This window comes from Clostridium nitrophenolicum (assembly GCF_055391695.1).
The window spans coordinates 2,208,239-2,224,254 of sequence record NZ_AP042469.1 but is presented as its reverse complement, the minus strand read 5'-3'; the positions used below and the strand labels follow the sequence as shown (position 1 = coordinate 2,224,254).

Annotated in this window: 19 protein-coding genes; 8 read left to right on the top strand and 11 right to left on the bottom strand. The window is 33.4% G+C overall.

The window, feature by feature from the left end; translation table 11 throughout:
- Positions 1-157: 157 nt before the first annotated feature.
- Positions 158-2,077 carry an anaerobic carbon-monoxide dehydrogenase catalytic subunit gene (gene cooS, locus ACZ5N4_RS10375; protein ID WP_464209650.1) on the top strand — a complete coding sequence of 640 codons (1,920 nt, stop codon included), beginning with the start codon at positions 158-160 and terminating at the stop codon, positions 2,075-2,077.
- A 228-nt stretch (positions 2,078-2,305) separates the two neighbouring features.
- Here the strand turns inward: cooS and ACZ5N4_RS10370 are convergent, their stop codons facing one another.
- The gene (locus tag ACZ5N4_RS10370) at positions 2,306-2,707 is read right to left on the bottom strand and encodes a hypothetical protein (protein ID WP_464209648.1); all 402 of its coding nucleotides are present in this window, start codon (positions 2,705-2,707) and stop codon (positions 2,306-2,308) included.
- 237 nt (positions 2,708-2,944) lie between these two features.
- On the opposite strand from ACZ5N4_RS10370, the gene ACZ5N4_RS10365 reads away from it, so the two are divergent.
- Positions 2,945-3,337: a metallophosphoesterase family protein gene (locus ACZ5N4_RS10365; RefSeq protein ID WP_464209646.1), complete on the top strand. Its 393-nt coding sequence runs from the start codon at positions 2,945-2,947 to the stop codon at positions 3,335-3,337.
- A gap of 55 nt (positions 3,338-3,392) precedes the next feature.
- Here ACZ5N4_RS10365 and ACZ5N4_RS10360 read toward each other — a convergent pair whose 3' ends face one another.
- Positions 3,393-4,268, bottom strand: a complete 876-nt coding sequence (locus ACZ5N4_RS10360) for an SDR family NAD(P)-dependent oxidoreductase (RefSeq protein WP_464209644.1) — start codon at positions 4,266-4,268, stop codon at positions 3,393-3,395.
- 189 nt (positions 4,269-4,457) lie between these two features.
- Here ACZ5N4_RS10360 and ACZ5N4_RS10355 point away from each other — a divergent pair, with 189 nt between their 5' ends.
- Complete coding sequence (locus ACZ5N4_RS10355) at positions 4,458-4,922, top strand: MarR family winged helix-turn-helix transcriptional regulator (protein WP_464209643.1); 465 nt, start codon at positions 4,458-4,460, stop codon at positions 4,920-4,922.
- A gap of 113 nt (positions 4,923-5,035) precedes the next feature.
- On the opposite strand, the gene ACZ5N4_RS10350 is transcribed toward ACZ5N4_RS10355, so the two are convergent.
- The 5 genes from ACZ5N4_RS10350 to ACZ5N4_RS10330 all read right to left on the bottom strand — a co-directional run bounded on the left by ACZ5N4_RS10350 (position 5,036) and on the right by ACZ5N4_RS10330 (position 9,083).
- Entirely contained in the window at positions 5,036-6,235 is a 1,200-nt protein-coding gene (locus tag ACZ5N4_RS10350) for an FprA family A-type flavoprotein (RefSeq protein WP_464209641.1), read from the bottom strand.
- 57 nt (positions 6,236-6,292) lie between these two features.
- On the bottom strand, positions 6,293-8,200 hold the full coding sequence (locus ACZ5N4_RS10345; protein WP_464209639.1) for an acyl-CoA dehydrogenase family protein: 1,908 nt from the start codon (positions 8,198-8,200) through the stop codon (positions 6,293-6,295).
- A gap of 232 nt (positions 8,201-8,432) precedes the next feature.
- Positions 8,433-8,585, bottom strand: a complete 153-nt coding sequence (locus tag ACZ5N4_RS10340) for a YvrJ family protein (protein WP_211144639.1) — start codon at positions 8,583-8,585, stop codon at positions 8,433-8,435.
- A gap of 21 nt (positions 8,586-8,606) precedes the next feature.
- A complete protein-coding gene (locus ACZ5N4_RS10335) occupies positions 8,607-8,825 on the bottom strand; it encodes a DUF2922 domain-containing protein (RefSeq protein WP_464209637.1) in 219 nt (72 codons plus the stop codon).
- Positions 8,826-8,858: 33 nt separating this feature from the next.
- The gene (locus ACZ5N4_RS10330; RefSeq protein ID WP_464209635.1) at positions 8,859-9,083 is read right to left on the bottom strand and encodes a DUF1659 domain-containing protein; all 225 of its coding nucleotides are present in this window, start codon (positions 9,081-9,083) and stop codon (positions 8,859-8,861) included.
- Between the two features lie 473 nt (positions 9,084-9,556).
- On the opposite strand from ACZ5N4_RS10330, the gene ACZ5N4_RS10325 reads away from it, so the two are divergent.
- A complete protein-coding gene (locus tag ACZ5N4_RS10325) occupies positions 9,557-10,384 on the top strand; it encodes a class I SAM-dependent methyltransferase (protein ID WP_464209633.1) in 828 nt (275 codons plus the stop codon).
- Between the two features lie 482 nt (positions 10,385-10,866).
- A complete protein-coding gene (locus tag ACZ5N4_RS10320) occupies positions 10,867-11,361 on the top strand; it encodes a DUF2127 domain-containing protein (RefSeq protein WP_464209632.1) in 495 nt (164 codons plus the stop codon).
- A gap of 123 nt (positions 11,362-11,484) precedes the next feature.
- On the opposite strand, the gene ACZ5N4_RS10315 is transcribed toward ACZ5N4_RS10320, so the two are convergent.
- Complete coding sequence (locus ACZ5N4_RS10315; protein WP_464209630.1) at positions 11,485-11,823, bottom strand: GNAT family N-acetyltransferase; 339 nt, start codon at positions 11,821-11,823, stop codon at positions 11,485-11,487.
- A gap of 72 nt (positions 11,824-11,895) precedes the next feature.
- On the opposite strand from ACZ5N4_RS10315, the gene ACZ5N4_RS10310 reads away from it, so the two are divergent.
- The gene (locus ACZ5N4_RS10310; protein ID WP_464210893.1) at positions 11,896-12,264 is read left to right on the top strand and encodes a DUF3888 domain-containing protein; all 369 of its coding nucleotides are present in this window, start codon (positions 11,896-11,898) and stop codon (positions 12,262-12,264) included.
- A 142-nt stretch (positions 12,265-12,406) separates the two neighbouring features.
- Here ACZ5N4_RS10310 and ACZ5N4_RS10305 read toward each other — a convergent pair whose 3' ends face one another.
- The 3 genes from ACZ5N4_RS10305 to ACZ5N4_RS10295 form a co-directional block, all read right to left on the bottom strand.
- Positions 12,407-12,967: a flavin reductase family protein gene (locus ACZ5N4_RS10305; protein ID WP_464209629.1), complete on the bottom strand. Its 561-nt coding sequence runs from the start codon at positions 12,965-12,967 to the stop codon at positions 12,407-12,409.
- Complete coding sequence (locus tag ACZ5N4_RS10300) at positions 12,964-13,206, bottom strand: antibiotic biosynthesis monooxygenase family protein (RefSeq protein WP_464209627.1); 243 nt, start codon at positions 13,204-13,206, stop codon at positions 12,964-12,966. The genes ACZ5N4_RS10305 and ACZ5N4_RS10300 overlap by 4 nt, the downstream gene beginning before the upstream one ends.
- A 113-nt stretch (positions 13,207-13,319) precedes the next feature.
- The gene (locus ACZ5N4_RS10295) at positions 13,320-14,159 is read right to left on the bottom strand and encodes an isocitrate lyase/PEP mutase family protein (protein ID WP_464209625.1); all 840 of its coding nucleotides are present in this window, start codon (positions 14,157-14,159) and stop codon (positions 13,320-13,322) included.
- Positions 14,160-14,309: 150 nt separating this feature from the next.
- Here ACZ5N4_RS10295 and ACZ5N4_RS10290 point away from each other — a divergent pair, with 150 nt between their 5' ends.
- Together ACZ5N4_RS10290 and ACZ5N4_RS10285 are read left to right on the top strand one after the other, a co-directional pair.
- Positions 14,310-14,996 carry an ArsR/SmtB family transcription factor gene (locus tag ACZ5N4_RS10290; RefSeq protein WP_464209623.1) on the top strand — a complete coding sequence of 229 codons (687 nt, stop codon included), beginning with the start codon at positions 14,310-14,312 and terminating at the stop codon, positions 14,994-14,996.
- 605 nt (positions 14,997-15,601) lie between these two features.
- Positions 15,602-16,006, top strand: a complete 405-nt coding sequence (locus tag ACZ5N4_RS10285; RefSeq protein WP_464209621.1) for a spermidine/putrescine ABC transporter ATP-binding protein — start codon at positions 15,602-15,604, stop codon at positions 16,004-16,006.
- The last annotated feature ends 10 nt before the right edge of the window (positions 16,007-16,016 follow it).

The following is a 16,016-nucleotide window of genomic DNA, read 5'->3' as shown; positions in this document are numbered from 1 at the left end:
AGGCAATGATAACTGGATTTATGATTAATGTGCATTATACGAATTGTAACATTAAGTTATGTTTAAACCATACAAAAATTGAGTATGTATAATTAAATCCATTATAGGAAAATTTACTACTATTACTAATATTAATAGTTAAAGGAGTAAATATCTTATGAGTGAAACTATATTAGAAAAATCAGAAGGTAGAGTAAGCTATCATGATTCCGTAGAAGAAATGCTTAAAAGAATTAGAGAAGATGGAATGTCTAATGCATTTGACAGATACGCACAGCAGGAGAAAATCAGATGCAAGTTTTGTCTTGAAGGTTTAAGTTGCCAACTATGCTCAAATGGCCCTTGTAGAATAAGTGAAAAAACAGGTCAGACTAAAGGGGTCTGCGGAATAGCTGCTGATGCAATGGCAATGAGAAATTTTCTTCTCAAAAATATAATGGGAGCAGGTACATATAGTCACCATGCCTATGAGGCATTCAGAACATTAAAAGCTACAGCTGAAGGAAAGACTCCATTTAAGATTACAGATGTAGATAAGCTTAAATGGATGTGTGAAAAGGTAGGCATAAACACAAATCAGGAAATTAATGATATGGCCATAGAATTAGCTATTCTACTTGAGGATCAACAAAGGATTGGTGTTGAAGACAATAATATTATGGTTGAAGCCTTTGCTCCAAAAAAGAGAAAGGAACTATGGAAGAAACTAGACATATATCCTGCAGGGACAGTACATGAAGAACAAAATTGTGTTGCCAGTTGTCTTACAAATGTAGATGGAAGTCATGTTTCTTTGGCAATGAAAGCTCTTAGACTTGGTATAGCCACCATATATAATACTCAGATAGGATTAGAAATGGTTCAAGATATATTATTTGGAACTCCAAAGCCACATGAAGTTAATATGGATTTAGGAATCATGGATCCAGAGTATATAAATATAGTATTTAATGGGCATCAACCTTGGCCTGGAGTTGCTACCATATTAAAAGCAAGAACACAAGAAGTTCAAGAAAAAGCAAAAGCTGCTGGAGCTAAAGGTCTTAGAGTAGTAGGCTCCATAGAAACAGGTCAGGAATTATTACAAAGATTCGAGGTGGATGATGTATTTGTAGGTCACATGGGAAACTGGCTTACTATAGAACCTTTATTAGCTACTGGTACTGTAGACGTATTTGCAATGGAGGAAAACTGCTCACCTCCAGCTATCGATATGTATGCTGAGAAATATCAAATAACCTTGGTATCTGTAAGTACTATCATTGACTTGCCAGGAATTAGTGAAAAAATTCCTTACGATCCTTCACAAGTTGGCACTATGGCAGATAGATTAATTGAACTTAGTATTGAAAATTTTAAGAAGAGAAAAGAAAGAAAAATTCAACCGATGGTTCCTAAAAAAGTTCAAAAAGCTATAGCTGGTTTCTCTACTGAAGCTGTTTTAGGTGCCCTTGGTAATAAGCTCGATCCATTAGTAGATGTAATAGCTGCTGGAAAGATTAAAGGAGTTGTGGCTCTTGCAAACTGTTCTACCCTAAGAAATGGTCCTCAAGATTGGGTAACAATAAATCTTACAAAAGAACTTATAAAGAAAGATATATTAGTTGTTAGCGGCGGCTGTGGAAACCACGCCCTTGAGGTTGCAGGATTGTGTACGGTAGAAGCGGCTAATGAATTAGCTGGTGAAGGACTAAAAGAAGTATGTAATATGTTAGGTATTCCTCCAGTGTTAAGCTTTGGAACTTGCACTGATACAGGAAGAATATCTATGCTTGTTACTGCTCTTGCAGATCATTTGGATGTTGATGTATCTGACCTTCCAATAGCTGTTACAGCACCAGAGTGGATGGAACAAAAAGCAACTATAGACGGCATTTTTGCACTAGCCTATGGAGCGTATACTCACCTATCACCTACTCCTTTCATGACAGGAGCTCCTCAGCTAGTAGAGCTTTTAACTAAAAAAGCAGAAGATGTAACAGGTGGAAAAATTGCATTAGGCGATGACCCTGTTGAAGTAGCCAATAATATAGAAGCTCATATTATCAAAAAAAGAAAAGGTTTAGGATTAAGTTAGCAATTAAAAAAGTTAATAAAAATCAATCATAGCAAAACTTTAAAACTTCTACTACATTTATTATCAGTTATAATCAATGTAGTAGAAGTTTTCTCTATCCAAAGTAACCGTCAAGAGATGACTGTTCTTATAGCCTCTGTTAATTAATTAATAGAAAAAGAGCGGGTCTCATTATACTTATGAAATCCACTCTCTAAAAATTAAGTATCTTTAGTATCCATATCCACCTTAATAAGGTCTTCTAGGTCTTCTACGTCTTCTTCTTCTGCGTCTTCTTCTATGAAGGTCTCTTAAATGAAGTATTCTAATTAAATCCCTTAAAAACCGTCTTCTGCGAGGACGCTGCCTAAATTCTGCTTCGTTTTCATCATACTCATCAATATTCATATCCGTTTCTAGTCTATCATATATGTCGTCGGTAATTCTTTCTACTTCATCTCTTGTAGGAGTATACATTGCTCCATACCTCATTTCAATTTGGTCACCATAATACATTACCCAAGGCATTACCCTATGATATAGCTCTGGATATAACATCGCTAAATCTTGTTCATCTTCCTCCTCTATCATTGGATCATACATTGCTCCTGGATACCACATCATATTAGGTGGCATTTGTCTGTAAGCCATATTTCCTCCTATTAAAATAGCTTCTACAGTTTATCTTATGCTATTTTTTATAATTGGTGATTAAAAATTAAGTAGTATTTAAGCAATCCACTTGCTGCTTCAACTCGAATTTTTTCATCCTTTGAATCAAGTGCTCTTACTAAGACATCTATTGCTTTTTCGATTACGGAAATTTGCTGGTATAAAACTATAGCAAAGAAACTTAAAAAGCAGTATAAAAAAGTAATACCTGCTATAATGTTTTTTCATATACCGCTTCAGGAATTCTATACTGCATATCAAATCGGCTATGTCGATGGCCTACGACTTGAGCCTGAAGGTGCCTCTTTAATCAATACCGGCATGTTCCATACTATTGTCAACACAGGTGATGTTAAGGGCATTTTTGTTGGTCATGATCATAGTAACACCTACACAGCTATCCTTGATGGTGTATTGCTTGGTTATGCAGGAAACGCAGGCTATGCAACTTATGGTAATCCTAAACTGCAAAGGGGTGCCCGTGTTTTTGAATTGCCCACTCCGCCATTTCTCTTACCTTTGCATTACTCAACAGACTATTGTCCTAAAAAATTCCAAGTAGGAAACTTCTGGGATAACATAATATTTCCAAAAACGAAAGTTAATTAAAAATATCCTCAAATTTGCTCTTTGAATTTGAGGATATTCATATACTTATATCTATTTATCCTATAAAACCTCTTCGCTGTAACAATTCTTTAGTATCATTCCACAATCTATTTTGCATAATCATATCAGCACCAGGATATATAGGAGTAATCGACTTACCAGTTCCAACATTGAAATATCCCCCAGTTACACCATGATATTGATGCCCAACAGCCAGACGAACAATTATATCAGCTCCTTTGCGTGGATCTCCAATATGAAAAAATTTCAATATGCGTTCAAGTACTGAAGCAAATCGGAGTTCACGTCCAAGACCAGTAACATTAAAACCTGGATTAAGTGCATTAACTGTAACCCCTGTTCCGGAGAGTTGACGTGATAGCTCAGCAGTAAACATGATATTAAACAGTTTAGTTTTTCCATAAAGCATAGATGAACCTCTAGCAGTAAATTTAGTTGTATCTGTTAAATCCTCTGGAAGCTTAAGTTCACCATGATTACGTGATGCTTCAGATGCCACGTTTACAATTCGAGCATTTTCTGATTTCATTAAAGATTGTAGTAAAGTATGTGTCAATAACCATGGAGCCAAATAGTTCACTGCTATCATTTCTGAAAAGCCCTCTGAGGTTATACGCTGCTCAAATGCATGCAATCCTGCATTGTTTACAAGTACATCAATTTTAGGATATGCAACTTTAATTCCCTGCCCAATTCTTTCCACATCCTTCATCAAGGACAGGTCTCCGAAAAAAAAGTCCACTTTAGTTTTTGGTGCAATACTCTCTAACATTTTCCTAGTTGTTTCTGCTCGAGTCTTGCTTCTCGCTGTCAAAACAAGATGAGCACCTTGTTTTGCTAACTCGATTGCGACTAATTGACCAAGTCCGCTAGTTCCACCAGTAATTACAACAGTCGGATATGTGTTCATATTTTACCTCCTTATAGTAAGTGCACATTTTATGCCTATAATTTACATTTTAAATTATTGAAATGCTGTGCATCTTTTGCTTGACATAATTTAACACAATAAATATACTTGATATATATCAAGTATATTTATTTATTTGACATATGTCAACTATTTTATTTTCACAAATTCATTAAATTGAGGTGAACTATGGAGAGTAATACTAATTCTAAAAATACTTCTAGAAATAATTTGGAACTGCAATTAGGTGAACAGCTAAATGCACTTATCAGTGCATCACATGCACTCAATGTAAGGACTGCAGCATGTTTTGATTCCACTTTACAGCCTGCTGCTTTTCTCATTGTTCGCTGGCTATTCTCATTTGGCCCAACAAGTGCAACAGTTTTGGCGGAATCTACGGCTATGGATCGTAGTTCTGTCAGCAGACTTGTAAATCAACTTAAAGCCTTGAACTACGTAAAAAGTGAATCTTCTCCAAATGACCGCCGTGGTGTACTGTTGTCATTAACAGAGCTTGGACAACAAAAGACCATGAATGCTTTAAAAGAGAAAGAATCTGCTTTCTATGAGCGTATTTCAAAATGGGATGATTCAAGGCTTGAAAAGTTTATTGAACTGCTTAGAGATTTCAACGGTTATGATCACAAATAATTCTTTTTATTCTGAGTTAAATTGTCGTGCAAAAACGTTAGTTAACGTACACCAAAAAGGATCGGCTCACGCGTTTGTTCATGAGTCGGTCCAAAATTATATTTTTTCTAAAATTACTTCATTGACTCGATAATGCTGTCAGCAAGGTCATCCATTGAATTCCCGTCATCTTCTTTCATAGTGGAGTTCAATGATACCTCATTATCTAAAATAGTCATTTCCTTCATTTCCTCTAAAAGTCCACGCATTAATTTGCCAGATTGACGAGCCCACGAGCCATTTTCTATGAGGGCAAAAGTACGTTTTTGAAGGTTTAATGCCTTCATATCCATTATATAATCCAGCATCGGTGGATAAATCTTTAAGTTGTAGGTTACAGAGGCAAGAACTACATGGCTATATTTGAAGGCCTCGGAAATCAAATATGAGACATGAGTTTTTGAAACGTCATACATAACCACATTCGTCATTCCCTTTTTAACTAACCTTGTAGCCAAATCGTTAGCAGCAGCCTCTGTATTGCCGTACATTGTTCCATAGACGATCATTACTCCCTTTTCCTCAGGCTCATAACGACTCCACTTATCATATTTATCGAGTAAGTATCCGAAATCATTACGCCATACCGGTCCATGCAGCGGACAGATAGTCTTTATGTCAATGCTGCTGGCTTTCTTCAAAAGAGCCTGAACATGAGGACCGTACTTGCCTACAATGTTTGTATAATACCTTCTGGCATCATCGATCCAGTCGCGGTCAAAGTTCACCTCGTCATTAAACAGCTTACCATCTAAGACGCCAAAAGTTCCGAAGGCATCAGCTGAAAATAGTACCCCGCTTTTAGTGTCATAGGTTACCATAGCTTCTGGCCAATGTACCATTGGAGCAGCTACAAACATAACCTCATGCTTTCCGAAGGACATAGTATCGCCTTCTTTGACTTCTATTACTTTGTCATCAATATTGAAACCAAACTGACGCATAAACATAGAAGCTTTTTCTGTGCATACAATCTTTACATCCGGATAACGAAGAATAATCTCTTCAATGCAGGCTGCATGATCCGGCTCCACATGATTGATTACCATATAATCTAAAGGTCTGTCCTCTATAAGCCCTTGAACATTCTCAAGGAACTGACGGCAAACTGACCAGTCCACCGTATCAAAAAGCACGGTTTTCTCATCTAAAAGTAGATAAGAGTTATAGGAAACACCTCGTGGAATGGGATGAATGTTTTCAAAGAGAGCAAGGCGACGATCGTTGCCACCAACCCAATAAAGATCTTCTGTTATCTCTCTAACACAATACATGGATTCAATCCTCCTTTACGCTAAATACACATTATTATGCTTACTTATTATTAGGAATCAAGCTTCTATAAACATATCTTTTTCTTCACCGCAATCAGGGCAGGTCCAATCTTCTGGTAAATCTTCAAAGAGTGTACCTGAAAATATTCCATCTTCAAGATCACCAAAGTTAGGATCATATTCGTAACCGCATCCGTTGCAGACATAATGTTTCCAAGTTGGAACAACTTTCTTAGGAAGAACTCTCTTCATCTTCTTCATTGGCGGCGCCTCCTTCTTCGCTTCTCCATTGTCCAAAGCGGCAATGATCAATGGTAAGATTTCCATTATATCTCCAACTATGCCGTAGTCTGCGTTCTTAAAAATTCTCGCATTAGGATCAATATTTATAGCAACAATTGTAGTAGCATCCTTTATACCTTTCAAATGCTGACCTGCACCTGAAATACCACAGGCAATGTAGAGGTTTCCGTTGAATTTTTGACCAGACATACCAACATAACGATTCAGTGGTACATATTTAAGGGTTTCAGCTACCGGACGAGAAGAACCTATAGCTGCACCGGCTTGAACTGCCAGGTCTTCTATAAGCTTCATATTTTTCTTTTCACCTATACCTAGACCTACACTGACTACCCTTTCAGCCTTACTGATAGGAGTATCCATAGGTATTCCAACAGTGAAATCATAACCCTCTGCCTTAAGAGCTTTCACTAGAGCATCAACTCTTTCTTCAGCAGTTCCGTCCTTGAAAATCACTTTCTTGCGATAACCTGTTTCAAGTCCATGTTGAGAAACTTTAGCAGTGCCCTCGGTCTTCGGCATCTTACCGATTATGTGAGAAGAAATAATAACACGCTGAATTTCATTAGTTCCCTCATATATTGTACAAATCTTAGCATCTCTGTAAGCGCGCTCAACTTCCATGCCTTTCAGATAACCACTTCCGCCGAATATTTGAAGAGCATCATTGACAATCTCAAGACAAACGTCAGATGCGTATTGTTTTGCCATAGCTGCTTCCATACTATAATGCTCATGGTTTTCTTTCAACTCTGCTGCACTATAAACAAGCAATCTAGCTGCCCTGAGCTTTGTCGCCATATCCGCCAACTTAAAAGCTATAATCTGTTGCTGACAAATAGGCTTGCCAAATTGAACTCTTTCCTTTGAATACTCCAGCGCATGTTCATAAGCGCCTTGTGCGATGCCAAGAGCCTGAGCTGCAATACCAATACGGCCACCATCCAAAGTGGACATAGCAATCTTAAAACCTTCCCCTTCCTTACCCAAAAGGTTTTCCCTAGGGACTTTCACGTCATTGAAAATCAGTTGTGCAGTGGCAGAAGAACGAATACCCATCTTGTCGTAATGCTTGCCGAAGCTAAAGCCTTCCCAGCCCTTCTCCACAATAAAGGCACTGATGCCGCGAGTACCTATATTAGGTGTGGTAACTGCAAAAATAATGTAAATATCGGCCTCGCCTGCGTTAGTGATAAATATCTTTTCACCATTCAAAATGTAATAATCACCTTCTAAGACAGCAGTGGTCTCCGTACCGCCAGCATCACTACCGGCATTTTCCTCTGTGAGACCGAAGGCGCCAATTTTCTCTCCCTTTGCCAGTGGAATCAAGTATTTCTTCTTCTGATCTTCTGTTCCATAGGCAGCAATTGGATATGCTCCTAAAGATGTATGAGCGGAAAGAATTACGCCTGTACCACCGTCCACTCTCGATAATTCCTCAACGGCGATTGCATAGCTGATTATATCCAGACCTGCTCCGCCATATTCTTCCGGATATGGTATCCCCATCATCCCCATATCAGTCAACTTATGAATAGCTTCTGATGGGAATTTGTTTTCCTGATCCAGCATAAATGCAATAGGTTTAACTTCCTCTTCAGCAAACTCTCTGATTTTCGTTCTCAAATTTTCATGTTGTACCGTAGTCTTAAAAGACATATAGTTCCCTCCTTTTGATCAATACATCTTCAAATATATTGATTTAATGTATATATTAGCCTCCAAATTTATTATATCTATCAAAAGTTTTAGTTAGAACCTTAACTCCAACTCATTTTGGTCAAGGCCAAAGGAACACCTTACTCCGCCTCAAGTTTGTCATATGCTTTGTGTAGGAAATTTAAACAAAAAAAGTGGGTATAAGAATCTTTTGATTCTTATACCCACTTTTTTAAGATGCATTAGATTTATTTATAACATTGGATAAATTATTTATGCTCTGCGTTAACACTTCAAGCTTGCCTTCTAATCTTACAAGCAGATATACAGAAACTGCTATCGGAAAACCAAGATTGCCAATCATGTTTAACAGATCATTATTCATAAGGCCTGTCTTCCTTTACGCTTATTTCACTGATAAATCAGTGCTATTTTTATCTTCAATATGTGCTGAGTCCTTTACCTTGAGATCTCCTCCAGTGGTTGCAAATACATTCTTAGCTAATATTACATCCATAGCAGCCTTTACTTCTGCCTCAGTAACACCTTCCTTTACATTATTTACCCTTATAGCAGTCTTTTTACCAGACTCGTTTAAAAAATTCATAACTAATGTTTTACTCATATACATATCCCCCTTTTTTTAATTGACAATTGGTTAAGCGTTCATTATTCCACTTTGGTCTTCTCTTATGACTTCATCTAAAGTCTTTCCAAGAAGCTTGCCAATCTCTACGGACACGTCATATATGTCCTGCTCTATTGCTGTGGTTTTCACCTTTGAGAACCTCTGTTTCTTAATTATTTCCTTTCCTTTTTGGTCTACACCATCCTTATATTTTAGTACTAGTGCAGTCTGCAATTTTGTTGCTGTTGCAGCCATATTTATCATCTCCCTTCACTTAATATATATACAGTTAGTGGAGATGTAGGAAGTGGAATAATAACTTTTTTGTTGATAACAAAATAAGAGATTTAATACCAAATTCGGTACTAAATCTCTTATTTTTAGCTCCTGCTATGGGGTCCAATCCCATACAACAACTGGTTATACAAAAAATCTGACATCCCTAAATATCTGCGTTAGACTTAATTTATTATCAATTTCAATGATTTAGTACAGAAAAAGAAACGATAAGAACTAAAAATTTTATCGTTCAAAGTAATATACCTTATTCTTATACTTAGATAACTGACTTCAAAGAAAGGCAACCGATATTTGTGCAGCAACATACATTTTATTGTAATTATGTTATAATAAGCATATAGTATTGAAATTGAAATGAACAATTGTAATATAAGACGAAAAAAATCAATAATAAAAGATGTATTTTTCATTTGAAATAGAGGTGTAATATGAAAAATAAAGTTAAAGTTGAACTAAATAATATACAAAACACATTATTAATACCGTTATGGAGTAGGGCAAAAGAAACTGAAATGTCCAATCCTATAATAAATGACCCAACTGCTTATGAATTAGTGAAAAGATTAGATTATGACTTTTCAGTTATTGAAAAAAATTCAACTTTATTAAAAAGATTAATGTTTGTTGTTAGAGCAAAAACCTTTGATAATGCAATTAAAGATTTTATTAGCAAATATCCCAATTCAGCAATAGTAAATCTAGGTGCTGGACTAGATACAACATTTTTTAGAGTCGATAATGGAAAGTTGAATTGGTACAATATTGACCTACCAGATGTTATAGAATTACGAAAAAAATTATTACCTGAGAGTAATAGAGAAAGGTGCATTGCTAAATCCTTTTTAGATGTTAGTTGGTTTAATGATATAAAAAAAGATTATGATAATGTTTTTTTCCTAGCAGGAGGTTTATTTGCATATTATGATGAAGAAAATATAAAAGTTTTCTTTAATAATTTGGCTAAAAACTTTCCTAATAGTGAAATCATATTTGATGCTCCTTCTTCAAAATCAAACAATAATAGAACTAATCGAGCCATTAAAAAGTATAATTTAGGCAATATTGAACTGAAACTAGCAATAAAAAATTTAAAATCACTTCAAGGATTTAGCCCGTATATTGAAGTTAAAGATTACTTTGGCTTCTTTGAAAAAATAAATAGAAAAAAAGAATGGGGTATACTAAACAATATTCAAATGACTTTAAATGACTTATTTCATATCTCAAATTTCTATCACCTTAGGTTTAAAAATTAGTGACTGATGCTTAACAATTTTCTTGAAAAGCGAATAAGAGGGTGAATTTACGTTCACCCTCTTATTTTATATAATATTTCAACATTGTATTAAAACAGAGCCATCAAATAAAATTTAATACCTTTTTATTTCTTAAAAACATTATAAATCATCTGCGAATTACCATAAAAATCGCAAGTGATTTTTTATTGATTTTAGTGGATATACAAACATTCTTATGATAAAATATCAGTAAAAATTACATAATTAATATTAAAGGTTATTTATGTAGAATAACTTTATTCTACCAAAAAAGAACATGAAATTTTCAGTATTATTTTTGTGATTTTATATGTGAATATGATAGTGATTTTTTGCTCATAATCTAAAGAGATTGCCATAGGAGAATGTAACCCACGCAAGGGCATAATAAGCCGTTTTTTTATGAACAAGGATTAAGTGGAAAATTTATATTTTGAGTGTTTGTTAATCGAGGTGAGATTTTGAATAATATTTTTAATAAAAAGAATGTACATGTTACTTTCCGTATTGGTTTAGTTTTAAAGGCTTTATACGATATAGGGGAAATTTTGTGCGGTATTTTTTTGATTTTTCTAACCCCTGAAAGAATGAGTAAGCTTATAACATTGATATCAAAAAACGAATTAAGTGAGGATCCGAAAGACTTTTTAATGAATTATCTTGTTGCATTCAGCCATACGTTCTCAATCAGCATGCAACATTTTACTTCCTTTTATTTATTGTCACACGGGATAGTTAAAATATTGGTTTTAATTCTTTTATGGAGAAAAAAGCTATGGGCGTATCCACTGTCTGTTGTTATATTTACCGTTTTTATAATTTTACAAATGCAACGTTTCAGCCAAACTCATTCCATTGTTCTTCTGCTTTTGACCTTTGTTGATATTATCATGATTATACTAACCATTTTAGAATATAGAAATATTAAAGCTGATAAATTCAATAAATTAGCATAAGTTTTATTTTAAATAATAAAAGTGCGATAGGATAATCCTCCGCACTTTTTCTCATAAGGAGACTTCATTTGAAGCTCACTTAGATTCGTAAAAATTTACTCTTCCGTCTTAAAGATATATTAATTAAGGTCTATTAAACATAAATTTATAACAATCCTCTTCTTTAAATCCACACTTTAAATACAATTCTTGAGCATATTTTGTCCAAAGAACCTTACTTGTATCTTTTATACTTGGATGATTATTTATAAAATCAATTAGTTTTTTTCCCAAGCCCTTACCTCTGTATTTCTCATCAATGATTACATCTAATATTAAACTATAAACAGCATAATCGCTTATAACTCTCGCAAATCCAATTTGCATATCAGTGTGATAAATAGAAAAACAAAGAGAAGTTTCAATTGTTTTAGTAATAATTTCAGTAGGTCGATTTTTAGCCCAATGGGACTGCCTCAACAAACTACAAACCTCATCTAAATGAATATCCTCTATTCCACATTGGAATTTTATTATAGTAATAAATAGTCCTACATTCTTTTAATCAAGAGTGTAGGACTTGTTAGTTTTACAATAAGAATATTACGTATTTTAAAAGATATAATAGTTACATCGCTTGAACCTTATATTAGCAATGAAGTAGAAATACACTATGGGCAACCACTTCAATATGATTTATTCGACATAAAATTTTTAAAAATAGAAAGACCAAGTTATCGTTCATTCGAATTTATAATAAAACTTCAAATCAGACCATTTGTTGGAGCACATAATACTATAGGAATTGATGATATTACTATAAGAATAAGTCCAGGCAAAACCAAAGTTGAAGAATTTAAGCATATTAAAACTTTTCCAATTCCACCTCATTTAAAAGAGTATTATAAAGACTTAAAATTATAGTTTAGTTTATTTAATTTCATATTTATAAGTTAGGTAGAGAACAAATAGTTAAGTCGGCTACCTAACTTCTTAATTTATTTGTTACGCATTTCAAGAATGTTGCTAATTAGCTCAACTGTAAATTGTGATTACTTTCTTCAAATTAACTAAAGTCTCCAAAGTCATGGATTTTATTATCTAAATATCTATATGAACGCTTATATCCATCACCAACATATAAGACTGGATTTAAACATTCTCGTATAATGATTTCATCCTTTTGTAGTTCCTCGTTAATAAATCTACCTTTGATTTTAGCAATAATATTACTATAATTTTCAAATTTGTCTGATTCAACTATTTGAACAACTTCACATTCAATGTTTAAAATACAATTATTAATTATTGGTGCGTCTATTTTATTTGAGATATGATAATTAAGTTTCGAAGCAAGTTTAAACTTATCTTTTCCAGAGTTAGTACCGCCAATTTCAATTTCCTGCATTAAATTATTGTCTGGAATGTTAACTGTAAAACAGTTGACATTCTTAATCTGCTTAATTGCATTACCAAATTTATAAATGCCCACGACAAGCATATCACCTAAAGAATAAGACGAGCTTACGGTTGTAAAGTTATATCCATAGGTTGAATCTTTATACCCAATTAGAAAAATTGGAAAACCATAATAGAGTTTTTCAGAATATATTTCTTTTTTTCTCATACGTACCTCCTGTTGCTAAATCTAATATTAATACTCTCTAAAGAATCCCAGTATGATATTGTCATTCCAAAGCCCTCTCTATTTCTGACACTTTCTACTCCTAAGAATCCCTTTTGCTTAGAAACAATATCAACTAAATTATCAGAAACTTTTTCATATCCGTTATCAGTTGAAGTTCTTATGGATGTAAAAATAACTGCATAATAAGGTGGTTTAGGCGTTTCTATTATTTTACTCACGTAAATTCCTCCATTCAAGATTTAATAGTACTTATAATTAAATTGGAGTATTTAATACATAATATTTCAGTGCTTTTATAATAATTAATACACTTTATTTACATTTTATATAATTAACATGAAAATATTCTATTAGCTATTTCGTAAGAAAAATCATGATTAAGTAATTTTGAAATTTTATTTTCATTCTGTATTTGCTGTACAGATTCTATCAGGTTAGAATAAACCGCTCTAACTGGAGCAGAACCAAGGCTTAATCGTCTAGCTCCTAACTGTTCTAAATTTTCCAAATTGCTTGTCATAGGTGTGGCAAGAATATTGATAGGTGCAGAAATATTTTCTATTAATTTTGAAATGATACCTTCTTCAATTGCACCAGGCACAAAAACGCAGTCAGCACCTGATTTATGAAAAGCATTGCCCCTTTCAATGGCAATAGATAATCTTTCATCCTCTTTTCCTACTTTAATAAAAAATACACAAGTTCTGGCATTAATAACAAAAGGAATTCCCAACTTCTCTTTAAGATTAGATATAGCCTGAATTTTTTTTATTTGAATATCTAGATTTTCTAGGTAAGGAGTTGGAGCAGAATAACCATCTTCAATGTTGATTCCAACTGCGCCAGCTTCAATAATCTTAGTTACATTTTCTACTATTCCATCAATTGTGTTAGCATAACCCAATTCAATATCTACACTTACAGGGATAGATACCCTTTCAGTTATTAGCTTTACTGTTTGAACAATATATTCAAAATCAATTTTTTCTCCATCAGGATAACCTAGACTATAAGCAAATCCAGCGCTTGTTGTTCCAATTGCTGGAAAGTTGGATTTTTCATATATAACTGCACTGCCAACATCCCACGCATTAGGAAGTATAAACATTTTATTGCGATGGTGAAGCTCTTGAAATTGCTTTGCTAAGTATAATTGCTTTGTGTTATTCATATTTTACCTCATTTCATAAACATTCTTGTTATCTATAGAATTTACAATTTTATGATTAATGAACTCATCCCTTGTATAAGTAATATAAATTATTATATACTATGGATGTATCAATGTTCATCGATATATGAAATTATAAGGAGGATATTTATGACTGGAACTCCACAAATATCACAACTAGCAGAAGTTTTAGCTGATAAATCACGATCTACCATTCTTATGGTAATGATGGATGGTGAATTTCACACTGTTAATGAGTTAGCTAGGGCCGCTGGAATTAAATCGCATACTGCTTCTTATCATTTAGCAAAGCTTACTGAATTGCAATGGGTAGCTATGGAAAAACACGGACGATTTCATTACTATCAAATAAGTAATAAAGAATTGGCTCAGATGCTTGAGAGTTGTCTTCAAATTTCTCCTTTAAAACCTTCAAGGTCCTTAAATCAAAGTATTGAAAACCAGATGCTATATTCAGGTAGAATCTGTTATGATCATTTAGCAGGAAAAATAGGAGTACAACTTACTGACTGGTTACTTGAAAAGAATTATATCATAAAATCAGAGTATGGTTGGAGCTTAAGTATAGAAGGAGAAAATTTTTTTGAGTCTAATGGAGTAAACATTGAGCTATTAAAGAAAGAAAAAAGATGCTACTGCCGAATGTGTTTAGATTGGAGTGAGAGAAAGCATCATGTAGCTGGTAGTGTAGGAAAAGCCCTAATGAATGTATTTTTTAATAATCAATGGATAGAGCGTACAGGAAATAGTAGAGCTATTAAGTTAACAGCTAAGGGAAAAGAGCAATTATACCAAAAATGGTATATAAAATTTTGAATATAAATTCAGAAAAATAGGGAACTATCCGAAGTTATAGTTCCCTATTTTCATTTAATTAAGAGTAGTTGTTGTGCTTACTTCATATAATTTTACGAATATGACTTTATGCATTAATATAATTATACAAATCCTTCTAGTATAAATAAAGGAAAAGAGCCTGTATCTACTTAAGATGCAGACCCTTCTATTTTGCTTAAAATATTATTTCTCAAATAACTCCTATAGCAAAAATACAAGCTATAGTTAAAAGTACATCTATTCTTATATAACTTTTCAAAATATCACCTCTACTTGAATCGTTGAGATCAAAAGAAAATTATAAACACTATAGGAATCATATAAAAAAGCTGGTACTAAACCAGCTCTATGAGTTTTATAAGGAGCCATCTCGATATTAAAGTATTCTAAGTGTAGTATAACTAAATTAATAAGTTTTATAAACGATATTAAATGCTTAGTATATTTAATATTCGATATTTAAATTTTAATTAGCACACTAATATATTTCCTTGCATATTATAATTTTGTGGTTATAAAGTGTTTAAGGAGAAAATATGTATTTATTCAGAGAACAAAACCTATATGATCAAATTTCGACGCGTATGTTGGGGCTGCTTACTAATTTTAGTAAACTCATATTAACAATAGAAAAAACTATAGATGAATTATTAAAGAATGATAAAATAAATAAAAATCCTCATTTTTTACAATTTATTTCCCACTTTGCACTAGGAAGATACTATCATTTTAGATGTCAGGGATACATGGAATGTCTTGTGGTAACTAAATGTTATACTCCTGCAAGTATATGCTATTGGTTGAATAATCTTGTAATCCCAGCATCTCAACACTTTATGGAAGCCCTAAATCATTTTGATAAATTAAAGGCTACTACTGGTGTAATGGAAATTAGTGAATTCAGAAGACTTGTAGAGGAAATAGATGAGTTTAAGAAAGTATCTATGAAAATAATGAGAGATACGAAACTATATAATTTACATTGTTAAAAAGAAAGAT

Excerpts from the sequence above, each read along its gene's own strand:
- cooS (WP_464209650.1), top strand. The coding sequence starts at position 158 with ATGAGTGAAACTATATTAGAAAAATCAGAAGGTAGAGTAAGCTATCAT.
- ACZ5N4_RS10365 (WP_464209646.1), top strand. The coding sequence starts at position 2,945 with ATGTTTTTTCATATACCGCTTCAGGAATTCTATACTGCATATCAAATC.
- ACZ5N4_RS10350 (WP_464209641.1), bottom strand. The coding sequence starts at position 6,235 with ATGTATTGTGTTAGAGAGATAACAGAAGATCTTTATTGGGTTGGTGGC.
- ACZ5N4_RS10370 (WP_464209648.1), bottom strand. The coding sequence starts at position 2,707 with ATGGCTTACAGACAAATGCCACCTAATATGATGTGGTATCCAGGAGCA.
- ACZ5N4_RS10290 (WP_464209623.1), top strand. The coding sequence starts at position 14,310 with ATGACTGGAACTCCACAAATATCACAACTAGCAGAAGTTTTAGCTGAT.
- ACZ5N4_RS10305 (WP_464209629.1), bottom strand. The coding sequence starts at position 12,967 with ATGAGAAAAAAAGAAATATATTCTGAAAAACTCTATTATGGTTTTCCA.
- ACZ5N4_RS10345 (WP_464209639.1), bottom strand. The coding sequence starts at position 8,200 with ATGTCTTTTAAGACTACGGTACAACATGAAAATTTGAGAACGAAAATC.
- ACZ5N4_RS10360 (WP_464209644.1), bottom strand. The coding sequence starts at position 4,268 with ATGAACACATATCCGACTGTTGTAATTACTGGTGGAACTAGCGGACTT.
- ACZ5N4_RS10330 (WP_464209635.1), bottom strand. The coding sequence starts at position 9,083 with ATGGCTGCAACAGCAACAAAATTGCAGACTGCACTAGTACTAAAATAT.
- ACZ5N4_RS10295 (WP_464209625.1), bottom strand. The coding sequence starts at position 14,159 with ATGAATAACACAAAGCAATTATACTTAGCAAAGCAATTTCAAGAGCTT.
- ACZ5N4_RS10355 (WP_464209643.1), top strand. The coding sequence starts at position 4,458 with ATGGAGAGTAATACTAATTCTAAAAATACTTCTAGAAATAATTTGGAA.
- ACZ5N4_RS10335 (WP_464209637.1), bottom strand. The coding sequence starts at position 8,825 with ATGAGTAAAACATTAGTTATGAATTTTTTAAACGAGTCTGGTAAAAAG.
- ACZ5N4_RS10285 (WP_464209621.1), top strand. The coding sequence starts at position 15,602 with ATGTTGGGGCTGCTTACTAATTTTAGTAAACTCATATTAACAATAGAA.
- ACZ5N4_RS10325 (WP_464209633.1), top strand. The coding sequence starts at position 9,557 with ATGAAAAATAAAGTTAAAGTTGAACTAAATAATATACAAAACACATTA.
- ACZ5N4_RS10340 (WP_211144639.1), bottom strand. The coding sequence starts at position 8,585 with ATGAATAATGATCTGTTAAACATGATTGGCAATCTTGGTTTTCCGATA.